Below are 19281 nucleotides of genomic sequence, written 5' to 3' on the forward strand. Positions count from 1 at the left end.
TCTACACTTTCAAAAGTGCCTGAATTAGAGAGCAATAAAGCTACAAAGTTGATGTCTTTGTTAGAAAGATAGACCTAACTATTCGAACCATCAAATGTGTGACTGTGGGCAGATTTTTCGTCGTTTGTTGAGGTGCATTTAAAAACAGACACTTACTGTAGAAAGTTGATTTGAAGGAAAAAATATATTTTTATTAGCAGTCTTTTCGTCTGCTCGAGGCGCACTAAAGCCTCGGTGAAAGTGTGGGCCGACTTCTTGGTTTGGGTTATGACTAGGAGTAAGTAAAAGTGTGGACAATTCGACGATATATTGTTCAATGTAATGCTATGGTTATTATTGCGCCGCTTAAAATGTGAGCAAACATATACATCAACCATCCACCAAGAGGTCGATATGTTAGGTGAAAATCACTCATTAACTCATGAATTTCCAGAACACTTGGATACCATATCCCATCTGTCAGAAAGTGATACGTCCTTTGCTGAAAACGTGAGAAACTACAACGCTTTAGATAAAGAAATACGAATTTTGGAGCTGCAAGGCAACCCCATAGATGATCACGAGATGAACATGCTGAAGCATAATCGTGCTGAGCTGAAAGATTGGTTACATTCCAGGATTATGGGTTCATAGCTAAGTAATGAGTATCGGCTCGTATCTAGGCATACGAGCCTTTTTATTTTTCAACTGGCAGATGCCCGGTCTTGACCCAAATCACCGTTTCCTCTTCAACAAACGGAGTGTGTTCACTTAAATGTGGACTTCTCATCCAGGTATGCTTGGGATAGACTCCGAATTCATCTTTAAGCTCGCCAGCTAAAACTAATATTTCTTCGCCACCAAAGTGTTGGTGTGCATGAAACTGTTCTCCTTTCGGCCATTTCACTAACGCAACACGTTCATGACCAAATTCATGCAAAGGCATCACTTGCAGGCCACCAATTCCGCGGAGCCACTCTGCCTTATTGGTATTGATGCGTACTTCTGAAAGATCTTGCGGATCAAACTGGTTCAGTTTTACCAGAATGACACACCCTTCGTTACTGAACGGAGCATGATGGCTACCTGGAGGGTTGCGAATATAAGTACCAGCTGGGTAATCGCCATTTTCATCAGAAAATACGCCTTCAAGCACTAAAATTTCCTCACCGAACGGGTGGTAGTGCGTCGCAAAGCGTGATCCAGCTTCATATTTTACAATACTGGTTGTGTGCCCTGATTCTTTCGCTTCACGTTCTAGTGGCTTGCGCCAAACACCTGGCGCTGGGCTGGCAAACCATGCTTGTTGAGTAGTTTCAATCACAATTCTCTGAGTAAAATTCATATTCAACATGCTGAAATTCAAAGTCCTATTTTGAGTACAACGTGTTCTTATTATACGTGTCACACTCCAAATTGACTTAAAACCTCAGAAAAAGAGTGTATGAAAATTTGTGAAAAAAAGATGAGATAAACGCTTCGAACTACGGGTGTGTTGAACAAATACTGGCCAATTGTATCGGTTCGCTCACAATTCGTCCTTAGAATTTATCTATAGTTTTATTAGCGACGCAAAGGCGTGCTAGAACGAGAAGCCAAAGAGGATACAGGAACAAGTGCTTAAGCGCAGGGTGTATCCTCTAAAATATAGGAACACCAAGATGAAAAATGACAAAGTAGCCATTGTCACGGGTGCCGCTCGCGGTATTGGGAGAGCGATTTGTGAGCAATTACTGGAAGATGGCTTTGATGTCATCGGGTTAGATATTTCTCCTGTCGAGTGGAGCCAGTCACCGCAGCTCACGAGCTATCAAGTCAACCTTTGTGACTCCAAAGGGGTTAATGAAGTTGTAGAGAGCATCATTCAGCAACATCATCGCATTGATGTGCTCGTGAATAATGCAGGTATTACTCGAGACGCTTTACTTCAGGATATGCTGGAAAAAGATTGGGACAGCGTCATTGATGTAAACCTGAAAGCGGTCTTTTTATTAACTCAAAGCGTCGCTCCGGTCATGCTAAATCAAGGTACCGGGAGCATCGTGAATATCTCTTCTATCGTAGGTACCGATGGGAATATTGGTCAGAGTAATTATGCTGCCAGTAAAGGCGGTGTCATCTCAATGAGTAAAGGGTGGGCGAAAGAACTCGCTCGAAAAGGTGCACAAATACGTGTGAATTGCGTTGCTCCCGGGTTCATTGTCACCGATATGACCAAAGACCTACCAGAGAAAGTGATCAAAATGATGGAAGGAAAAACACCATTAGGGCGTATGGGCTCAGTGCGAGATATCGCCAATGGTGTGGCCTTTTTAGCATCAGATAAGAGTGAATTCATTACTGGACAAGTGCTGAAAATAGATGGTGGTTTAGTTTTGTAGTCTCTTCACGCCGTCCCTTCTTATGGGGCGGCTTTTTCCGTTCCTCGCTTTATCTGCTTGATTTATCTTATACCGCTAAAGAAATAACCATAACCAAAGGTTCTAACCAAACTCGTCTGGCGGGCTTTAAATTCACTATTTCGACCTAATATTCTGATTATATCTAAGTGAATTCAAGATACGGGATTGAGTGACACACTACTGATCCTATCAGCCAAAGGCGTATTCAAACACGATAAGGAATAACAATGTCAAACGAGTACATACCACCAAAAGTTTGGACAAACGACAGTGAAAATGGCGGCCAATGGGCAAGCATCAACCGTCCGGACTCAGGCGCACGTCATGAGCAAGAATTACCCGTTGGTGAACATCCATTCCAGTTATATTCCATGGGGACTCCAAACGGTCAGAAAGTCACCATTATGTTTGAAGAGCTGTTGGCTGCTGGTGTGAAAGAAGCGGAATACGACGCACATTTGATTAAAATCGGTGATAGTGACCAGTTTGGTTCCGGGTTTGTCGCAGTAAACCCAAATTCAAAAATTCCTGCGTTAGTTGATCGTTCTGGCGAAGAGCCAGTGAATGTTTTTGAATCTGGCAACATTCTTTTCTACTTAGCGGAAAAATTTGGCCTGTTCTTACCTAAAGAGGGCGCAAAGCGGGCGGAAGTAATGAATTGGCTGTTCTGGCTACAAGGTTCTGCGCCCTACCTGGGTGGTGGTTTTGGGCATTTTTATGCCTATGCGCCAGAGAAGTTCGAATATCCCATCAACCGCTTTACCATGGAAGCGAAGCGTCAACTGGATGTTTTGGACAAGCGTTTAGCAAACCATGAGTTTTTAGCTGGCGACGAATACAGTATCGCGGATATTGCTACGTGGCCGTGGTATGGCAACTTAGTGTTAGGACGAGCTTACGATGCGGCAGAGTTTTTAGATGTAAACAGCTACGGGCACGTGGTTCGTTGGGCTAAAGCCATTGAACAACGCGAAGCGGTAAAACGTGGTCGCATCGTTAACCGAACTTGGGGTGAAGAAGGCGAGTATCTCGCAGAGCGACATAGCGCACAAGATATTGACAACGTGTTAGAACTAAAATTCTAACCGAGAGGTTACCCTGCGTACCGATTGTTGGTGCGCAGTTTTTCTGCTGTATCTCGGTCATAAATACCCATTACCAATGAACTCGTATACTCAAAATTATCAACAGCTCCTATCCTATTTGTTACGCCATGATGAAAATGGTTTCTCTAAACTTTAGACTAGAGTTGTTGGTATCACTAATTTCAATGAATATTCGATTTTAAAATTTTCTTCGAAAAGATAAGTCTTATTAATAGCAGATATAAATGAGATTTATGTTTTACTCTATATTTTTGATTTTGTTTTTTAAAGCAACTTATTTGTCGGCTTTATATCCAGCTAGCCTATTTTACCCGTATTATTATTGACCTTTAGCTAACAATATAAACTCATAGGGACGTAATACTATTCTTATTGGAAGTCATATTTCGTTGATTTTCATTGCCCCCTATTTGTCAGTTCACCAGCATGAACTGGGTTTCTGTTATGTCCGCACAGGTGTTTTTATTAACCTGCCTGAGTGCGGACGTTTTTTTATCTTCTCTCATGTTAACAATTTGGCTTAAATTGCAGATTCGAGCAATTGTCGAGTCATTCATTCTAGTTATGCCATAGGGTAAGAAGGTGGAATTTGTTACTAGTATCAATACACATAAAACAACGCCCCGAGCTCAGTCGAGGCGTTATTTTTTAATTAAAGTGCAGCAAGAATCGTCTCTGCGTTGCTCACTTCAAACTTCTGTGGTTCTTCAACATTAAGTGTGGTCACGACACCATTCTCAACAATCATCGCGTAACGTTGCGAGCGAATACCACCAAAACTGCCAGTATCCATTTCCAGACCAAGTGCTTTGGTGAAGCTAGCATCACCGTCACCCAGCATCATAATCTCAGAAGCATTTTGAGCTTCACCCCAAGCATGCATAACAAATGCATCATTTGTTGCGATACATGCGATAAGATCAACGCCTTTTGCTTTTAGCTGGTCTGCTAGAACAACATAGCCTGGTAAGTGAGCTTCTGAACAAGTCGGAGTGAACGCGCCCGGTACAGCAAACAGCACTACTTTTTTATTCGCAAACAGCTCAGTTACGTCGTGATTTGCCATGCCATCGGCTGTTAGTTCACTGACAGTTGCAGAAGGTAGTGCTTGGCCTTGTTGAATCATAATTGTCTTCCTTTTGATATTCGTTATTTGTCTCAGTCAGTCTAGCGCTTAAGTTGAGCATTAACCACTGAGGGTTTGTAGGGGTATACCCAAGTATTATTAACATTCTGAATTAAATCGGAAAGTCATTTGAGTATACACATCAGTTTATAACGATTTAGCGAGTCTCAATTTCTATAAAGAAGAATGATTTTCAACGTAGTTTTTTACTTGAGAACGATAGTTAGCTTTCATTTTGTCGTCAATGAAACTCGCTTCTATGGCGTTAAGCGTGAACTGCGCGATTTCATCGTTGCTCATTGGGTGTGCCTGACTCACAGCGAGGAAATTGTCGGTCATGTAGCCACCAAAGTAAGCCGGGTCATCTGAGTTAATGGTGACTGCTACGCCTTGACGAAGAAGATCGACAACGTTGTGGTGCTTCATGTCATCAAAGACACACAGCTTAATGTTCGAGAGTGGGCAGACAGTAAGAGGCATTTTGCTTTCGATAAGTGAGGCAACCAAGGTATTGTCTTCAACACAGCGAACACCGTGATCGACGCGACTGACTTCCAACATTTCAATTGCGTCAGAGATATTCTGTGCCGGGCCTTCTTCACCTGCGTGTGCAACCGTAAGTAGGCCCGCCGCTTTGGCTTGTTGGAACACGCGCTCAAATTTTGCTGGTGGGTGCCCTTTTTCAGAGGAATCCAAGCCGACACCAATGATCTTGTCGCGATGTTTAAGGATAGATTGAAGCGTTTCGATTGCGCTCTCTTCTGATAGGTGACGAAGGAAGCAGGCAATGATTTGAGAAGTAATGCCAAGTTGGTCCTGACCATCTTTTAAAGCGCGACTAATTCCGTTGATCACTGTATCAAAATCAATACCGCGTTCGGTATGAGTTTGAGGATCAAAAAAGATTTCCGTATGAATGACGTTATCGGCCTTGCAATGTTCTAAGTACTCCCAGGTTAGGTCATAAAAATCTTGCTCCGTACGTAAAGCGTTCGCGCCCTGGTAGTAAAGATCGAGAAAAGATTGTAAATCTTCAAACTGGTAAGCTTCGCGTAATTCACTAGGGGTCGAGTACGGGATTTCAATATTGTTGCGTTTAGCAAGCTTGAACAGCAACTCTGGCTCAAGTGAACCTTCAATATGTAAGTGTAACTCTACTTTTGGAAGACCTTGAATAAATGCGTTCATATTCCACCTTTCGTGTATTGTGGATGCAGTTACTCTAAGAATAGGTATTGATAGAAATAAGTCGAACGCTATTACAAAGAGTAAGATACATCGTGATCTCAACTCTTCGTAATCAGCACTTTGCGGGAGCTGGTAGAGACCCCCAAACCATATCATTGGGGTTATACGAAGCAAACGGTTGCGATTATACGCAAAATTATCAATTTGACTAGGGGTTTATTGGTGTCGTAGAACGAGTGAAATAATTGAAGATTGGCTAGTATCGGCTGTATAGAAGGGTATTCGGATGGAAAAGGCACTGTTCATGTGAGTGAAAGGCAGGCGGCGTTACCTTACACTTAACATGAAGAAAGAAAACGATGTTAATATTTCAGAGATCAAATAATTTATCAAACTCTCTTTGTTCCATAATGTCTTCAATACGGCGTCGAGTTTTTTGCTTAATCGCTGCATTATTTTGCTCAGATTCTTTTTTTTCTTTTTCTAATTGTTTGTTACTTTTCTTAGCCATAAAAAGGCCTCCAACTTGAACATGAATACTATCAATGCCTGAAAAATGTTTTATTTGACAATAAAACTTCCTATCTTTGAACCTTCGTCACACAGAATTGCACCTTCACCATCCTTTTCATTATATTGGAAGTCAATAAAAACACTGTTGGTTTGAAGTTTTGGCAATACATGTCGCATTAATATATCGCTGTTAAGTTGATGTATTCTGGCATTCCAAGTGGTTTGTGGTTGTTTTAAATTAAACTCAATTTCTAACATTTATTCTCCTGTTTCTTTACGATTTTCTCTTTGTTAATTAGTTGATACCAGTGCCTTTGGCGGCCTGTTCTTCTAGAGGACATATTACTTTCCTTTTATTAATAAAATATAAATTGTACTGCTAAATTTATTTTAGACAGCACGAAGCTAGCCCTTGATAGGCTACAAAATGTGAAGGATTTTTTGAAAGGAGAGAAGTTTGGTGCAGCATGGATATGCTACACCAAGAAAAGCAGTCTTATAGAGGAGTAACTTCAGTCGCTTGAGGACCTTTGTTACCTTGCTCTACGTTAAAGCTTACTTTCTGACCTTCAGTCAAAGTTTTGAAACCGTCAGCAACAATCGCGTTGAAGTGTACGAATACATCTTGGCCGCCGTTGTCTTGAGATAGGAAACCAAAGCCTTTAGTTTCGTTAAACCATTTTACTGAACCAGTTACTTTAGACATAAAAACACCTTTGAAATAAACATTTTAATTACGAATTTTCGTGTGGATCTTTTTTAAGCTATTGAATGTTCAATCAAGAGGAAGTTGTACGCAGGTGTCTGAATGGGTGATTCAAGATTTTACTGAGAAGGAACTTAAACTAAATGTTGCATTAACAGCTCTTCTTTAAGAGCCAACGCTCACTATACACCGAGTTTAGGAAATAGCCACACTTATTTTTGATTGTTTTTTACCCTTGCTTTAATGCTGGCTTTTCGGGCGTTGGTTTTTGTATGGATAGGTGAGTTCCTTATTGTTCGAAAAAATTGAACAATTAGCTCAACTGCATATGGTCATGATTATTTTCCGTCAACCTACAATAGGGACATACCGATAGCCGAGTATTGCTAGCCATTTTAAAACGGCGAGCAAGGCTTTTGAGGAGAAAGGTTATGAGTAAAACAAGAGAAGTCCGTCAGGTGATTCCTTCCCAGCCCACTGCTGATGGAGATGGAGTTAAAATCCGCCGTGTAGCCGGGTTCAATAATGCCAGTTTTTCACCATTTTTGATGGTAGATGAGCTGAAGTCTGATAACCGCGCTGACTATATCGGTGGTTTTCCTCCGCATCCTCACCGAGGCATTGAAACCCTGACTTATATGCTGAAAGGACATTTTCAGCATCGCGACCACATGAATAATGTTGGTGAGCTTCGTTCTGGTGGCGCTCAATGGATGGCTGCTGGCCGTGGTGTTATTCATAGTGAAATGCCAATTATGCAAGACGGTGAGCTGCATGGTTTTCAGATTTGGATTAATCAGCCAGCAAAAAACAAAATGCAGCCTGCTCAGTATCACGATTTCCAGCCTGAAACCATCACCGAAGTGAATGAGGAAAATGGTGGTTTGGTTCGTATCATTGCCGGGGAACTTAATATCAATGGGAACCGAACGAGCGGTCCACTAACGAAAACGGGCGTTGATGCAACGGTTGCTGATTGGCGACCACATGCAGGCGCAACGCTCCAGCTTGTCACCGAGTCGAACCACAACATGATGGTTTATGTCTACCAAGGTAAAATTGAAACTCAGCAACGCGTCATAAAACAAGGCGAAATGGCGCTCTTGTCTCAAGGAGAGTTGGTTGAGCTGACGGCAAACGACGCAAGTGGAGTATTAGTTTTCATTGGCGAGCCGATTAACGAGCCTGTGGTTCACTATGGTCCATTTGTGATGAACAGCATTGAAGAAATCGAACAAGCAATTCAAGACTACAATGCCGGACTGTTTGAAACTTATTAGTTTGCGGTGCTTTGCCGGGAACAACAATAAGAGAATTGGAGCCTGACTGTTGGGCTTATTTAAAAGCAAGTACGATAATCCACTGCCATCGAATTTGCATTCGCCACGCCTTAGGGTGTGGCTTTTTTCTTTTAAAATTCGGTAACTTTAAAGGCGGTGCCAGCACGGAATGGGGTGTACTCCTGCCTCTAAACCGGGCCCATAGACTGCAAGTAAAAGTTCTGGAAAGCGGTTTGAGCGTTTCAATCTGAATATCTCTGGTGGGCAAACTTGAGTCAGTTCTTTTTATCAACTCCCTACCAAAATTTCGAGTTTGTAAGTCATTATCTTTGCTGACAATACTCGACGCCGACATAATATCTCTCGTTATTGTCGCCTGAATCTCCTCCTATCAAGAGGATCTTTACTATGCTTGTAGTTCTGCTTTGAGAAGAAACGCAGGTTCGTGAGCTAGGTATTAATCTTCAATATTAGGTGACGCTATGAACACACAACCAACCATAATTGAGTACGCAGTGGCAATCATTGGCTTACTTTTGACAGGCGTTGCCCTCTGAGAATAATCTCCCAGAGGGTAGAGAGTTCTATCGATTAATATTGAAGCGTGCCATCGCAGCTTCTTCTTTCGATACGACAGTTTTACCTATTGGCGCAAGAGAGATCATCGCCAGTTTCAGGTGCTGAAGTGCAAACGGAATACCGATGATGGTAACGAAGCAAGCAACGGCGGAAATGACATGACCGATTGCCAGCCAGATACCTGCAAACACAAACCACACGATATTGCCAATAACGCCAAGTGGACTGGTTCCGATGTCCATCTCCTTGGTCAGTTCATCACGTGAAATGGCTTCCTTTCCGAACGGGAAGAACGAAAAGTTACCCATGACGAAACAAGCACGTCCCCAAGGGATACCGAGAATGCTTATGAATGCCAGAATACCAAAAAACCACCAAAGCAATCCCATAAATACGCCACCCAACACAAACCAGATGATGTTGCCAAGAGTTCTCATTCTATTTCCTATTTCTAATCGTCGATTTTAAATCGAGTTCATGCCACCGATGTAAAGTGACGTCATTGAATCCAAGCTGGACATGATTTTAAGTATGTCACAGGAATCTTAACAGAGTATGAATAACATTAATCTTAGCTCGGGTGGGGGAAGTAACTAACTGTTAGATGAGAAGACACACCATGCTTATTCAATTGAACTTAAGCAAATGAACGTGGATACCGTATTAGCGGCGCTTAACGTAAAATGGCTTTCTCAATTTGTTGGTATATTGCTTCTGCTAATTGGTGGCTGGCGATATTGCGATCGACAACTGTATTCCCCAGTTTTCCGCTTTCTATGACGCTAAACCAATCTAATAGCATGGCATGGAAGCCTTTACTGGTTAGCATTGGCGTCCAATCCTTCAAGCTTAATTTTTGCTCTTGGTTTTCTTGCCAAAGTTTGCCCTCGATAAAAGAGTCGAACTCGACCGCTTGGTTGGCGTAACACGCCTGTACTCGTTCGGTTGTGATGCCAAAATGGCGATTCATTGAAGCATGCAGAAGTGTCTCACCATGTTGCCATTGCACATCCAGCCGGGCTAACTTAGCTCCATCAAACTGATGGGCGACGTAAATGTCCTTCAGGTTGGCTTTAGCCACTACGTTCACACTGTCTAACGGATGAATGAAGTCGTCAAAAATAAAAGTACGAACGTCGCCTGGCAAGTTATGTCGATTCTTTTCCCAGCGAAGCGACTTCAATCCAGTGAGATCGCCCTTTTGGACGCCATGCATGTGTTGATTGTAGAGTGGTATATGGCGGCGATTGAAGCCAACATAAAGAGGCTGATTCGTCTGAGCCGAAATCTCATACAGTTTTTCGACCTCTGCGGCATTGTCAGCCAGAGGTTTATCCACAAAGGTCGGAATACCCTGCTTTAAAAAGTATTCAGCGATTTGAAAGTGGACACTGGTAGCGGCGTGTATCATGACGGCATCGACGCCGAAGTTCATAAGTTGCTGATAGTCATGACAGGTTTCTGCGATTCTATACTGTTGAGCCACAGCGCTCAGGGTATTTGCATTTCTGGTACAAAATACCAAGTCAATATTGGGGAGCTGAGTGATAACCGGAAGGTAAGCCTTTTGCGCAATATCGCCTAAGCCGATGATGCCAATTTTCATCTGGGTTGTTCTCTTTGAGGTGACTAGCAGCCAGTATAGCAAGGGGGAGAGAGAATTTGCTGAAGTGTCATGTCATAAAAAAGCCTGACTCACAATTTGTGGTCAGGCTTCATGTTTTAGTTTACCCATTAATTACTTAGGTATGTGCCGTGCGGCATGTTTTGAAAATGTCCAGTGCGCTGTCGTACGCGCTGGTTTTAACATCCATAATGCCTAACAGCGAGTGGAAGACATTATCCTGAGAGTATTTACCCACTCTTTGCGCTTCTTGGCTCAAACAGTCAGTATTAATCTGTTTTGCCTGCTTAAAGTTTGGTGACATCCACATTATAAAAGGCACTCGTTTTTGGGTGTCTGGTGCGAGGCTATAAGGCATGCCATGCAGGAACATACCACTTTCACCCAGAGATTCGCCATGGTCAGAGATGTAAACCAAAGCCGTGTTGTATTTGTCTTCCAATGTCGTGAGTTTATCGATGGCCTGTTCTAGCACATAGTCTGTGTAGCGGATGGTGTTGTCATAGCTATTGACGATTTGTTCGACACTACAGTTTTCGATATCGGCACGAGGGCAATCTGGTTGGAAGAACGCTTTGTCTTTCGGATATCGCTGGAAGTAGGTTGGACCATGGCTGCCGATAAGATGTAGCGTGACGACTCGGTTACCCTTCATACTATCTATTTCTTGCTCAAAGTTGTCTAGAAGCGCCATATCATAGCAAGTAGTGCCATTACACCATTGATCTGTCTTCGTTCTGTCTACCGCGATCTTTTTGATTTTGTGTGCAACGTGCTTATCACCGCCATCGTTTTCTTTCCACATCACGTCTATGTCTGCTCGTTGCATAATATCTAACACATTGTCTTGGTTGTCTGCTTTACTACGGTCGAAGTTATGGTGTGTCAGTTGGGAAAACATACACGGAAGCGATACCGCTGTTGCGGTGCCGCAGGAAGCAAAATCCTGAAAGGAAATTACGTCTAGCTTGCTGGTGTAGGGGTTCGTTGTTCGCTCGTATCCGTTGAGTTGATAATTTTGAGAGCGAGCAGTTTCACCGACAACAAAGACTAACAGCGTTGGCTTTTTCTGTGCTTGTGTTAACGCTGCTGCGGACTGTTTGGCCTCGGTACCAATTTCTCGATAAGGCTCCGGAGTCGTAAGGTAATTTTTTTTCACGTATCCCGCGGTACTGTAGACGAACTGAGTTGGGATAATCATTTTTTTCAGATAGCTGTTGTTTCTGCCTACCGATGCATAGTCTTGATAATACAACGCTGCAATGCCCGCAATAACAGCAAGAGAGGCGATCATAGACACCAACTTGGTGATAGAAAAGTGCAAACATTGGCCGCTTAACGGACGCAACTTGGTGTTGGCTACTACCAGCGCAGGTACCATACCCATTAATAGCACCCACAAAGCGGAATACGCACTGAAGTATGAGCTGGCTTCGCTGGTATCTGTTTCAACAATATTGGCGATCATGCCGTAGTCGAACAGTGTGCCATAGTTGTAACTCGCGTAGCTCACCATGCTCGAGAGAATGAGCAGTAGGATAAAAAACGGTTTCCCTATCCACGGCCAACTGAACAAATTGAAAAGGAAGTTAAGTGCAGCGATAAAGAAAATTGGGATGGTAACAACAAACCCGACTTTAACGTTATCGAGGCTAGATAGAATCCCAATGAGCTCTTTGTAAATCGGGATATTGACAACAAGCGCAAAATAAAACGCTAATAAAAAAGAAAAGGTAACGTAAGATACCCCTTCTCGTTGTAAATCAACTGTCTTCATAAATAACTGCCTTACAAAAAACTAAAGCAAAAATGACGTCCAAACAAACAGGACGAGTAGTAGTGCAACAAACACGGCGGCAGAGCCAATGTCTTTGGCACGGCCACTTAGTACGTGCCATTCGTCGCTGACACGGTCAACAACCGCTTCTACGGCGGAATTAATTAATTCGACGATTAACACCAAAAATAAACTGCCGATCATCAGCACTCGTTCTAATGTTGTGACGGGCAAGAAGAATGCGCTGATCGAGAGAATGACTGAAAGAAGTAATTCTTGTCTAAACGCAGCTTCATTAATCCAAGCGGCTTTCAATCCTTGTAATGAATATCCGGTCGCGTCCATGACTCGGCGAATGCCTGTTTTTCCTGGTTTCAAAATAGAGTTCCAATACTGCTTATTGATAAATGCATGCCTGGTTTCGACGTGCACCAAGCTAATGGCGAGATTAATAGGTCAGGCGTGAAACATTTGTGAATAGCAAGAACAGGATTGAGAAGAGCGAGTACGATCTATCGTGGAGAGATCCAGTGACAATTGAGTTTCAAATAAAAAAGGCGCAACGAGTACGCCTGAAAAATGATGATTGATACCAATCTGGATAATTAAATGGGTAGACTGGTGTTAACTTTAAGCGGTTTGCTCGCTGGTGCAAACGACGCTGTTATCACTACCAAAGCCATTTGGGACATAAGCGTCGGCCTGAGGATCGTTTTCCCATTCAGCTTCATTCAATAGGTAACGAAATTGAATGTTCTGCTCCTTCGGTAATCGGGTTTTAAACTTAAACTGGCCGCTTGTTTTAACCAGCTTCATTGGTTCTGGTTGCCAGTTGTTAAAGTCTCCGGCAATTTTTACCGATTCGCGCTGCTCTTTATCAAGCTCAAACGTGACTTCAACTTCATCTTTGGTTTTAAAAAATCTTTTTTTAAGCATTAATTTTTTCCTTGTTTGTACAAAAACTACTCTAACTATTACTAAGCTTTCATAATGAATTCAAGTTATATCAGCAACAAGACGGTAAAAAAGGCGAAATAATCAGCTGGATAAATGACGAGTTGGCCTTGAAGCTTGTATGAATAGAGCGTTTCTGTATGATGAAAAACATCCTGATTGTGAAGATGTTGGTATGCTCACTTTTAACCGTACATTGATGATGACGTTGACTTGCTTGATAGCAATGCTGCTGACGAGCCTAGCACCTAATGTACAGGCATCAACCATACCAAGTGATTCGCATAATAGTCAGGTTGCAATAGAAGCCCTTCAAGCTCAGCTAGGAGTGAATACTGACTGTATTGAATCCTCAGACGATGAACGGATGCTCACGTCAGGTCAAGATCAACACACCAGTTGCAGCGCTTCATGTATTGTGAAGGTGCCGGTCACCTTGCCGAAAAATAGCTTGATGCGCTTTCCATACAGGCTTGCGCTTATTGGTAAAGCACCGTCGGTAAAAGCGATATCGGTGGTGTACCAACCGTACCGCCCTCCCATTGTTTGATTTTCTTCTAATCTAAATACAACGACGAATTGATTTAACAAGACGGCGCACTGCTGTCTAAAGGAAAATAAACAATGAAGAAATTATTTGCGCTATGCAGCACCCTTTTACTTGCGATTACAGCCCATGCTGCCCAGTTTGAAGAGGGGAAGCACTACAAGGTGCTGGAAACGGATAAAGCGGAAAAGCCAACAGTGACAGAGTTTTTCTCTTTTTACTGCCCACACTGTTATAAGTTTGAAAGCTTGGTTGAAAACCTGAAGCCGGCGCTACCTGAAGAGGCGCGATTTGAAAAAGTCCATGTGTCATTTATGGGCGGCAACATGGCGGTTCCTATGGCGAAGTCTTACGCAACGATGGTATCTCTCGGGGTCGAAGATAAAATGATTCCGGTGATGTTTGCTCAGATTCACCAAAAGCGTGCGGCACCGAAAGATGAAGCTGAACTAAAACAACTCTTCACTGATTATGGGGTAGACGATAAAAAGTTTGACGCAGCGTACAACAGCTTTGCTGTGAACTCGATGCAAAAGCGTTTCGATCAAGAATTCAAAGCAAGTACGCTGACAGGGGTACCGGGTGTGATTGTGAACAACAAGTACATTGTCATTCCCAATGAGATTCGTTCTTACGATGAATATAATCAGTTAGTTAACTATCTACTGACTTTGTAAGCACAAGAACGTATGAAAAATGGCGACAATCAAGTCGCCATTTATTTTGTGTCACCATCAAGCAAACAGCACGATACCATGCATCAACAAGACCCCGCAGGTGAGCTTTCCACGCATTCCCTGATAACCTTTTGGGTCAATCTCCTGTTCTACCTTCCGAATCAGTTTTTCAGAGTACCAGACGGCAATGTAACCTGCGGCGAGAAGAAGAGTGGCGGTGGCGTAATGAGTATGTCCCTGCAGCAAGGCGCCCCACGCGAGCAAAACAAACAGGTTACTCAATACCAAAATATTGCGACTTAAGCGGTGGTAGTAATGATCGATTCCGTTGCCCCATAACACGCCAGATAAAAAGCTTAAGATAACCGCGCTGTAGGCAATAAAGAATTGATGACCACTTAAGTTAAATAGAATGGTGTCAGTGACAATGAGCAGCATACTAAATAAGAATGGGATAAGACCTAAATAGCCAAGCCGCAACATGGTAGAACGTGTGGTTGTCATGATTCGCTCTCCTTTTTCATTCAGTATAGTTACTTACTGTGATTGGTTTACCAGGCAGGGTAGAGAACGATCAAAAAAGCCGCGCTACTGGCGGCTCTAAAACAAAGCAGGGTAGGCGCGTTATGCCAGTTTCAAATCGAACTGATTACGGTATGCGACCATATCTTCAATGGTAAGAACCGGCATGTTGTGAAGACGGCCAAAGGCAACCAGCTCTGGTGTTTTCGCCATCGTGCCATCTGGGTTGGTCACTTCGCATAATACGCCCGCAGGCTGTAGTCCTGCCATTTGCATCAGGTCAATTGTGCCTTCGGTATGTCCGCGGCGAGTCATCACGCCACCTGGACGGGCGCGCAAAGGAAAGACGTGGCCAGGACGGGCAAGATCGTCTGGTTTTGCGTGTGGATTTGCCGCTGTCTTGATAGTGGTAACACGGTCTGCCGCAGATACACCTGTCGTTACGCCAACTTTCGCTTCAATAGAAACGGTAAATGCGGTTTGGTTTGCGCTGTTGTTGTTCACAACCATTGGTGGCAGTTCTAGCTTGTCTGCTTGAGCATCCGTCAGACACAGACACACAATACCACTGCACTCGCGGATCATCAGTGCCATTTGTTCGTTAGTCAGGTGTTCTACTGAATAGATGATGTCGCCTTCATTTTCACGGTCTTCATCATCAAGCAGAAGCACACCACGGCCTTCCTGCAGTGCGGTAAGTGCGTTTTCAACGCGAGTAAGTGGGTCGCCGAATTCGGCAAGTAGAGATGACTGATTCATGGTTAACTCCTAAATATGACCAGAATCAGGGCGCTATGAGAGCTCGCGGTATTATGCGATTACAAAGAAGTGCACCAGTTCTTCCCAACACATTGAGTAAGCGTACTGATGTATTCTTATTCTCTTTCATCCGGACTATAACCGTCGGCTCTGGCATCTCACCAGATCTGCTGACCTCGACGAATCGAGCGCTCGCGGGCTCACTCAAAAAAGTATACCGCCGGTGGGGAATTTCGCCCCGCCCTGAGAACAATTAAAATTATGCCAAGTCACTTGTTTTTACTGAGACTGACAACGGGATATTACTGATTAACCAATATTTTGGGAAGCAGATTACGCTTTTATTACATAAAAATGTGCTACCGACGAAAAAAGTCGGTGCGAATAAAGTGATCTATTTGCTCAGGGACGAAGGTATTGTAGATCAGGCTGGTGTGCGTCTGTTTGGCCTCAATATGATCCTGCATCCCTTCTAAGCGAGTTTCTTCCACGGTCACGGTGCCATCAGACATGGTGTTATCATCGCGAATAAGCAAAGGACGAGCCCCAACAGGGAGTGTACCTGCGATACTTCCAAGTTTCTGAGGGAAGTTCCAAACGTCGTCGTGTTTGTTTAAACCGTGATGAGGAGAGTTGCCCAAAATCGCGCCTAAGCCAAGGTCTTGGATGCGGGAAACGATAGACGCTCCTTTTAGAGGTGAGCCAATGGCGATAACGTGAGAAACCAGACTAGTGGTTGGTTTTCTACTTGCCAAATAACGTTTAATCATCAAGCCCCCCAAGCTATGCCCAACTAGCACATTGGTGGTCAGTGGATTGAGTGAATGGTCTATAGAATCAAACAGTGCATCTTCATTAATCGATACCGTGTTGTAACTGAGCACTTGTGTCTCGTAACCCAATTTACGTAGCTTTTGGCTTAGAGGCTGCATCACCAGCCCATGCATATAAAGACCATGTAGAATGATGATTTTCATGTTAACTCCAATGACGTCTCTAGGTATCTTACTCTAAATTAGCAGTAACGACTATATACAAACCAGAGAGCTTCAATTGACGTTTAGCTCCTTAATCAGGGCAAAACTGTCTGACATTTACTCCGCAACCTCTTCGCGCAATTGACCTAGATAGCTTTGCATAAATGCTTTGCGTCTTTGTGCCTCCTGTTTAGCAGAGTTGGTGTTCATGGTATCGACGATTCTAAATAGCTTGGTTTGAAAATGATCAAGGGTAAATTGTTTGTCATCCAAGGTTCGTTCTTCAGCAAACATGTCTTGATTATCATACAGTTTGGCATCGAACTGAGTACTCACTTGAATACAGCGTGTTACGCCAATTGCACCGAGCGCATCCAGACGATCCGCATCCTGCACGATCTTGGCTTCTAATGTGTTGGGACGGATGTTAGCGCTGAAACTGTGTGCTTCTATCGCGTGGGCGATATCGTCGTGGAAATGGCGCGGGTAGTCGATACTTTCCAAAAATGCGATGGCCTTTTTAGCCGCAATCGCGGAGCTTTGCTTACGGTTAGGGTGATCTTTTGGGTAAGTAAAGCAGTCATGCAAATAGGCAGCGGGCAATACGACTTCCAATTGAGCTCCCTCTTGCTCAGCGAGCTTTTTAGCCGTTTTGGCGACACGCTTTACGTGGCTGAGATCGTGAGCGGCATCGATTTGCATCTCTTGCTGCATGAATTCTAGAAATAAGGGTTCTACTTGGCTTAATGACGTCATGGGTAATACTTCATACTTGGGGGTGAGGAAAGTATGCCCAACCCAATAACGAATTTCCAAACGCGATGAATTTAATGAGACTTATGACCAAATAACGAAAATGTCACTTTGTCCGTTTTGTCGCTGTATAAAACGGTGAAACCAGAGGGCAATTGGATTTAGCGAAGACAGATAAAAAAAGAGCCAACCGCAAACAGTGCGATTGGCTTATATATATGAACAAAGTTGAGTTCACTAACAACGTCAGTTGGCTAGGTGACCCTCGGCTTAAGAAGGGTCACTTTAAACAATGCATCTAGCGTGCCAACTTTTAAATCCACGAAAAAGCGTGGTTTCTGTGAGTGACGTTGCCTAAACTCCGATAATATTCGCAATTTGCAATTGCGATATGCAATTTTTCTTTATTATGCTAATGATTGATTAATAAATTAGTACTAATTTCCTACAACAATACCAGGCTAGCGGTTCCTAAGAAGGCGAAAAAACCAACAACGTCTGTCACCGTAGTCAAAATAACGGAACCCGCCAGAGCAGGGTCTAATTCTAACTTGTCCAAGATTATTGGAATCAACACACCAAACAGAGCGGCGGTGATGATATTGACGACGATTGCCAGAGCAATAGTTCCGCCAAGAATCGCGGATTGGAACCATAATCCTGCTAAACCACCTATGATCACTGCCCACGCGATACCGTTTAGGGAGCCAATACCCAACTCGTTTTTTAGTAACTTGAAGCGGTTTCCGGGTGTGATCTGATTCAGTGCCATCGCCCGTACCATCAGCGTGAGTGTCTGGCTTCCCGCAATACCACCCATTGAGGCGACTATCGGCATTAATACCGCCAAAGCAACCACTTGGGCGATCACATCTTCAAATAGCCCAATCGTGACGGAGGCTAATATCGCAGTCATTAGGTTAATCCCTAACCATACGCCACGTTTCTGGGAGCTTTTAATGACCGGAGCAAATAAGTCATCGCCTTCATCCATACCGGTACCCGCCATCAATCGAGCTTCGTAGATCTCACGCTGAGTACTCAAAGCAAATTGCCAGTCAACTTCGCCAATCAATGTTTGGTCGGCATCGGTTACTGGTAAAGCGGAAAGGGTACTATGCTCCAGCGCTTCGACCGCTTCAGGTAGCGACATTTTACTGTCGAGGACCGTCACTGCTTCTATCGAAAGGCTTTTCAAGCGTACATCGGAGTCACTACGCAAAATTTCGAAATAGTTAACCGTGCCGCGAAACTGTTTATTACGGTTAATCAAATAGACCTGTTGGGGTATGTCGTAGCTGTAACGATCCATCAGTTGCTTAGCGGTGCTAACCGTGATGTTAAAAGGTAAGGTAACGATTTTTCGATCTGCCCAACGACCAATCTCTTCGTCTTCATACGCATTGGCTTGATCGTAAAGCTCTAACTCGTCTTTCTCGATTAATGCCAGAGCTTCGTTAATAATGTCTTCTGGCAGAGAGTCTGCCCACTCGATCAGAGAAAGGTTGTCTAGCTTGGCGAGCGTTAGTTTTAGTTCGACTTCAGACAGTGCGTTAATGATCGAAAAGCGCACGTCAGCACGCATTTCAGTCAGTACATCAATATGTAATTCTAGCGGTAGCGCTCTCCATAACCGAACACGATCATTGATGGTGAAAGCTTCCAGAATCAGGGCGATGGAACCGGGGTCTAAACCCTCTTCGATTGACGCATTGAGTGTTGCGACTTGATCCGCTTCTTCAGCTTGGCCAATTTGTTGTATGAGAATGGAGAGATCTTGAAACTTGCTCACCGAGCACCCCGATAGTTTGT

General features: G+C 43.5%; 22 protein-coding genes and 2 riboswitches. Of the genes, 6 read left to right on the forward strand and 16 right to left on the reverse strand.

All coding sequences use genetic code 11. The features are described from left to right. The first annotated feature begins 393 nt into the window (after positions 1–393). Positions 394–633 carry a YdcH family protein gene (locus OO774_RS19485; RefSeq protein ID WP_264908530.1) on the forward strand — a complete coding sequence of 80 codons (240 nt, stop codon included), beginning with the start codon at positions 394–396 and terminating at the stop codon, positions 631–633. 43 nt (positions 634–676) lie between these two features. On the opposite strand, the gene OO774_RS19490 is transcribed toward OO774_RS19485, so the two are convergent. Continuing rightward, positions 677–1333 (reverse strand): cupin domain-containing protein, encoded by a 657-nt coding sequence (locus tag OO774_RS19490; protein WP_264908532.1) that lies wholly within the window; start codon positions 1331–1333, stop codon positions 677–679. A gap of 307 nt (positions 1334–1640) precedes the next feature. Here OO774_RS19490 and OO774_RS19495 point away from each other — a divergent pair, with 307 nt between their 5' ends. Next, complete coding sequence (locus OO774_RS19495) at positions 1641–2360, forward strand: beta-ketoacyl-ACP reductase (protein WP_264908533.1); 720 nt, start codon at positions 1641–1643, stop codon at positions 2358–2360. Positions 2361–2608: 248 nt separating this feature from the next. Further along, complete coding sequence (gene yghU / locus OO774_RS19500; RefSeq protein ID WP_264908535.1) at positions 2609–3466, forward strand: glutathione-dependent disulfide-bond oxidoreductase; 858 nt, start codon at positions 2609–2611, stop codon at positions 3464–3466. A 673-nt stretch (positions 3467–4139) separates the two neighbouring features. Here the strand turns inward: yghU and OO774_RS19505 are convergent. The 5 genes from OO774_RS19505 to OO774_RS19525 form a co-directional block, all read right to left on the reverse strand. Next, positions 4140–4613: a peroxiredoxin gene (locus tag OO774_RS19505; RefSeq protein ID WP_264908537.1), complete on the reverse strand. Its 474-nt coding sequence runs from the start codon at positions 4611–4613 to the stop codon at positions 4140–4142. A 174-nt stretch (positions 4614–4787) separates the two neighbouring features. Further along, positions 4788–5801 carry an adenosine deaminase gene (locus OO774_RS19510; protein ID WP_264908539.1) on the reverse strand — a complete coding sequence of 338 codons (1014 nt, stop codon included), beginning with the start codon at positions 5799–5801 and terminating at the stop codon, positions 4788–4790. Positions 5802–5890: 89 nt separating this feature from the next. Next, positions 5891–5990, reverse strand: a riboswitch (purine riboswitch). A 181-nt stretch (positions 5991–6171) separates the two neighbouring features. Then, positions 6172–6312 carry a hypothetical protein gene (locus OO774_RS19515; RefSeq protein ID WP_014233734.1) on the reverse strand — a complete coding sequence of 47 codons (141 nt, stop codon included), beginning with the start codon at positions 6310–6312 and terminating at the stop codon, positions 6172–6174. Positions 6313–6362: 50 nt separating this feature from the next. Continuing rightward, entirely contained in the window at positions 6363–6572 is a 210-nt protein-coding gene (locus OO774_RS19520) for a hypothetical protein (RefSeq protein ID WP_176290718.1), read from the reverse strand. Positions 6573–6810: 238 nt separating this feature from the next. Beyond that, the gene (locus OO774_RS19525) at positions 6811–7020 is read right to left on the reverse strand and encodes a cold-shock protein (protein ID WP_041155911.1); all 210 of its coding nucleotides are present in this window, start codon (positions 7018–7020) and stop codon (positions 6811–6813) included. Between the two features lie 431 nt (positions 7021–7451). Here OO774_RS19525 and OO774_RS19530 point away from each other — a divergent pair, with 431 nt between their 5' ends. Beyond that, positions 7452–8300 (forward strand): pirin family protein, encoded by an 849-nt coding sequence (locus tag OO774_RS19530; RefSeq protein ID WP_264908541.1) that lies wholly within the window; start codon positions 7452–7454, stop codon positions 8298–8300. A gap of 584 nt (positions 8301–8884) precedes the next feature. On the opposite strand, the gene OO774_RS19535 is transcribed toward OO774_RS19530, so the two are convergent. The 5 genes from OO774_RS19535 to OO774_RS19555 form a co-directional block, all read right to left on the reverse strand. Next, positions 8885–9316, reverse strand: coding sequence for a YccF domain-containing protein (locus OO774_RS19535; RefSeq protein ID WP_264908543.1), 432 nt, complete (start codon positions 9314–9316; stop codon positions 8885–8887). 236 nt (positions 9317–9552) lie between these two features. Further along, the gene (locus OO774_RS19540; protein ID WP_264908544.1) at positions 9553–10485 is read right to left on the reverse strand and encodes a Gfo/Idh/MocA family oxidoreductase; all 933 of its coding nucleotides are present in this window, start codon (positions 10483–10485) and stop codon (positions 9553–9555) included. A gap of 136 nt (positions 10486–10621) precedes the next feature. Further along, positions 10622–12280 carry a phosphoethanolamine--lipid A transferase gene (locus OO774_RS19545; protein ID WP_264908545.1) on the reverse strand — a complete coding sequence of 553 codons (1659 nt, stop codon included), beginning with the start codon at positions 12278–12280 and terminating at the stop codon, positions 10622–10624. Between the two features lie 21 nt (positions 12281–12301). Next, positions 12302–12658 (reverse strand): diacylglycerol kinase, encoded by a 357-nt coding sequence (locus OO774_RS19550; protein ID WP_269469180.1) that lies wholly within the window; start codon positions 12656–12658, stop codon positions 12302–12304. Between the two features lie 252 nt (positions 12659–12910). Then, on the reverse strand, positions 12911–13216 hold the full coding sequence (locus tag OO774_RS19555) for an isoamylase early set domain-containing protein (protein WP_014233745.1): 306 nt from the start codon (positions 13214–13216) through the stop codon (positions 12911–12913). A gap of 139 nt (positions 13217–13355) precedes the next feature. Between OO774_RS19555 and OO774_RS19560 the strand changes: the two genes are divergently transcribed. Further along, entirely contained in the window at positions 13356–13784 is a 429-nt protein-coding gene (locus OO774_RS19560; RefSeq protein ID WP_264908546.1) for a hypothetical protein, read from the forward strand. 74 nt (positions 13785–13858) lie between these two features. Further along, entirely contained in the window at positions 13859–14458 is a 600-nt protein-coding gene (locus tag OO774_RS19565) for a thiol:disulfide interchange protein DsbA/DsbL (RefSeq protein WP_264908547.1), read from the forward strand. 57 nt (positions 14459–14515) lie between these two features. Here the strand turns inward: OO774_RS19565 and OO774_RS19570 are convergent, their stop codons facing one another. From OO774_RS19570 to OO774_RS19590, 5 genes are all read right to left on the reverse strand, one after another. Further along, positions 14516–14962, reverse strand: coding sequence for a DUF3429 domain-containing protein (locus tag OO774_RS19570; RefSeq protein WP_264908548.1), 447 nt, complete (start codon positions 14960–14962; stop codon positions 14516–14518). A 120-nt stretch (positions 14963–15082) separates the two neighbouring features. Further along, positions 15083–15739, reverse strand: coding sequence for a 3,4-dihydroxy-2-butanone-4-phosphate synthase (gene ribB / locus OO774_RS19575; protein WP_264908550.1), 657 nt, complete (start codon positions 15737–15739; stop codon positions 15083–15085). A 114-nt stretch (positions 15740–15853) separates the two neighbouring features. Continuing rightward, positions 15854–15994: riboswitch (FMN riboswitch) on the reverse strand. Between the two features lie 104 nt (positions 15995–16098). Continuing rightward, the gene (locus tag OO774_RS19580; RefSeq protein WP_264908552.1) at positions 16099–16716 is read right to left on the reverse strand and encodes a triacylglycerol lipase; all 618 of its coding nucleotides are present in this window, start codon (positions 16714–16716) and stop codon (positions 16099–16101) included. A 117-nt stretch (positions 16717–16833) separates the two neighbouring features. Continuing rightward, entirely contained in the window at positions 16834–17472 is a 639-nt protein-coding gene (locus OO774_RS19585) for an HD domain-containing protein (RefSeq protein ID WP_264908553.1), read from the reverse strand. Positions 17473–17914: 442 nt separating this feature from the next. Further along, positions 17915–19261, reverse strand: coding sequence for a magnesium transporter (locus OO774_RS19590; protein WP_264908554.1), 1347 nt, complete (start codon positions 19259–19261; stop codon positions 17915–17917). Positions 19262–19281 lie beyond the last annotated feature (20 nt).

This window comes from Vibrio sp. STUT-A11, from assembly GCF_026000435.1.
Taxonomy (GTDB): domain Bacteria; phylum Pseudomonadota; class Gammaproteobacteria; order Enterobacterales; family Vibrionaceae; genus Vibrio.

Excerpts from the sequence above, each read along its gene's own strand:
- OO774_RS19530 (WP_264908541.1), top strand. The coding sequence starts at position 7,452 with ATGAGTAAAACAAGAGAAGTCCGTCAGGTGATTCCTTCCCAGCCCACT.
- OO774_RS19540 (WP_264908544.1), bottom strand. The coding sequence starts at position 10,485 with ATGAAAATTGGCATCATCGGCTTAGGCGATATTGCGCAAAAGGCTTAC.
- yghU (WP_264908535.1), top strand. The coding sequence starts at position 2,609 with ATGTCAAACGAGTACATACCACCAAAAGTTTGGACAAACGACAGTGAA.
- OO774_RS19545 (WP_264908545.1), bottom strand. The coding sequence starts at position 12,280 with ATGAAGACAGTTGATTTACAACGAGAAGGGGTATCTTACGTTACCTTT.
- OO774_RS19485 (WP_264908530.1), top strand. The coding sequence starts at position 394 with ATGTTAGGTGAAAATCACTCATTAACTCATGAATTTCCAGAACACTTG.
- OO774_RS19525 (WP_041155911.1), bottom strand. The coding sequence starts at position 7,020 with ATGTCTAAAGTAACTGGTTCAGTAAAATGGTTTAACGAAACTAAAGGC.
- OO774_RS19570 (WP_264908548.1), bottom strand. The coding sequence starts at position 14,962 with ATGACAACCACACGTTCTACCATGTTGCGGCTTGGCTATTTAGGTCTT.
- OO774_RS19585 (WP_264908553.1), bottom strand. The coding sequence starts at position 17,472 with ATGACGTCATTAAGCCAAGTAGAACCCTTATTTCTAGAATTCATGCAG.
- ribB (WP_264908550.1), bottom strand. The coding sequence starts at position 15,739 with ATGAATCAGTCATCTCTACTTGCCGAATTCGGCGACCCACTTACTCGC.
- OO774_RS19565 (WP_264908547.1), top strand. The coding sequence starts at position 13,859 with ATGAAGAAATTATTTGCGCTATGCAGCACCCTTTTACTTGCGATTACA.
- OO774_RS19505 (WP_264908537.1), bottom strand. The coding sequence starts at position 4,613 with ATGATTCAACAAGGCCAAGCACTACCTTCTGCAACTGTCAGTGAACTA.
- OO774_RS19535 (WP_264908543.1), bottom strand. The coding sequence starts at position 9,316 with ATGAGAACTCTTGGCAACATCATCTGGTTTGTGTTGGGTGGCGTATTT.
- OO774_RS19490 (WP_264908532.1), bottom strand. The coding sequence starts at position 1,333 with ATGTTGAATATGAATTTTACTCAGAGAATTGTGATTGAAACTACTCAA.
- OO774_RS19555 (WP_014233745.1), bottom strand. The coding sequence starts at position 13,216 with ATGCTTAAAAAAAGATTTTTTAAAACCAAAGATGAAGTTGAAGTCACG.
- OO774_RS19510 (WP_264908539.1), bottom strand. The coding sequence starts at position 5,801 with ATGAACGCATTTATTCAAGGTCTTCCAAAAGTAGAGTTACACTTACAT.
- OO774_RS19580 (WP_264908552.1), bottom strand. The coding sequence starts at position 16,716 with ATGAAAATCATCATTCTACATGGTCTTTATATGCATGGGCTGGTGATG.
- OO774_RS19495 (WP_264908533.1), top strand. The coding sequence starts at position 1,641 with ATGAAAAATGACAAAGTAGCCATTGTCACGGGTGCCGCTCGCGGTATT.
- OO774_RS19515 (WP_014233734.1), bottom strand. The coding sequence starts at position 6,312 with ATGGCTAAGAAAAGTAACAAACAATTAGAAAAAGAAAAAAAAGAATCT.
- OO774_RS19520 (WP_176290718.1), bottom strand. The coding sequence starts at position 6,572 with ATGTTAGAAATTGAGTTTAATTTAAAACAACCACAAACCACTTGGAAT.
- OO774_RS19560 (WP_264908546.1), top strand. The coding sequence starts at position 13,356 with ATGAATAGAGCGTTTCTGTATGATGAAAAACATCCTGATTGTGAAGAT.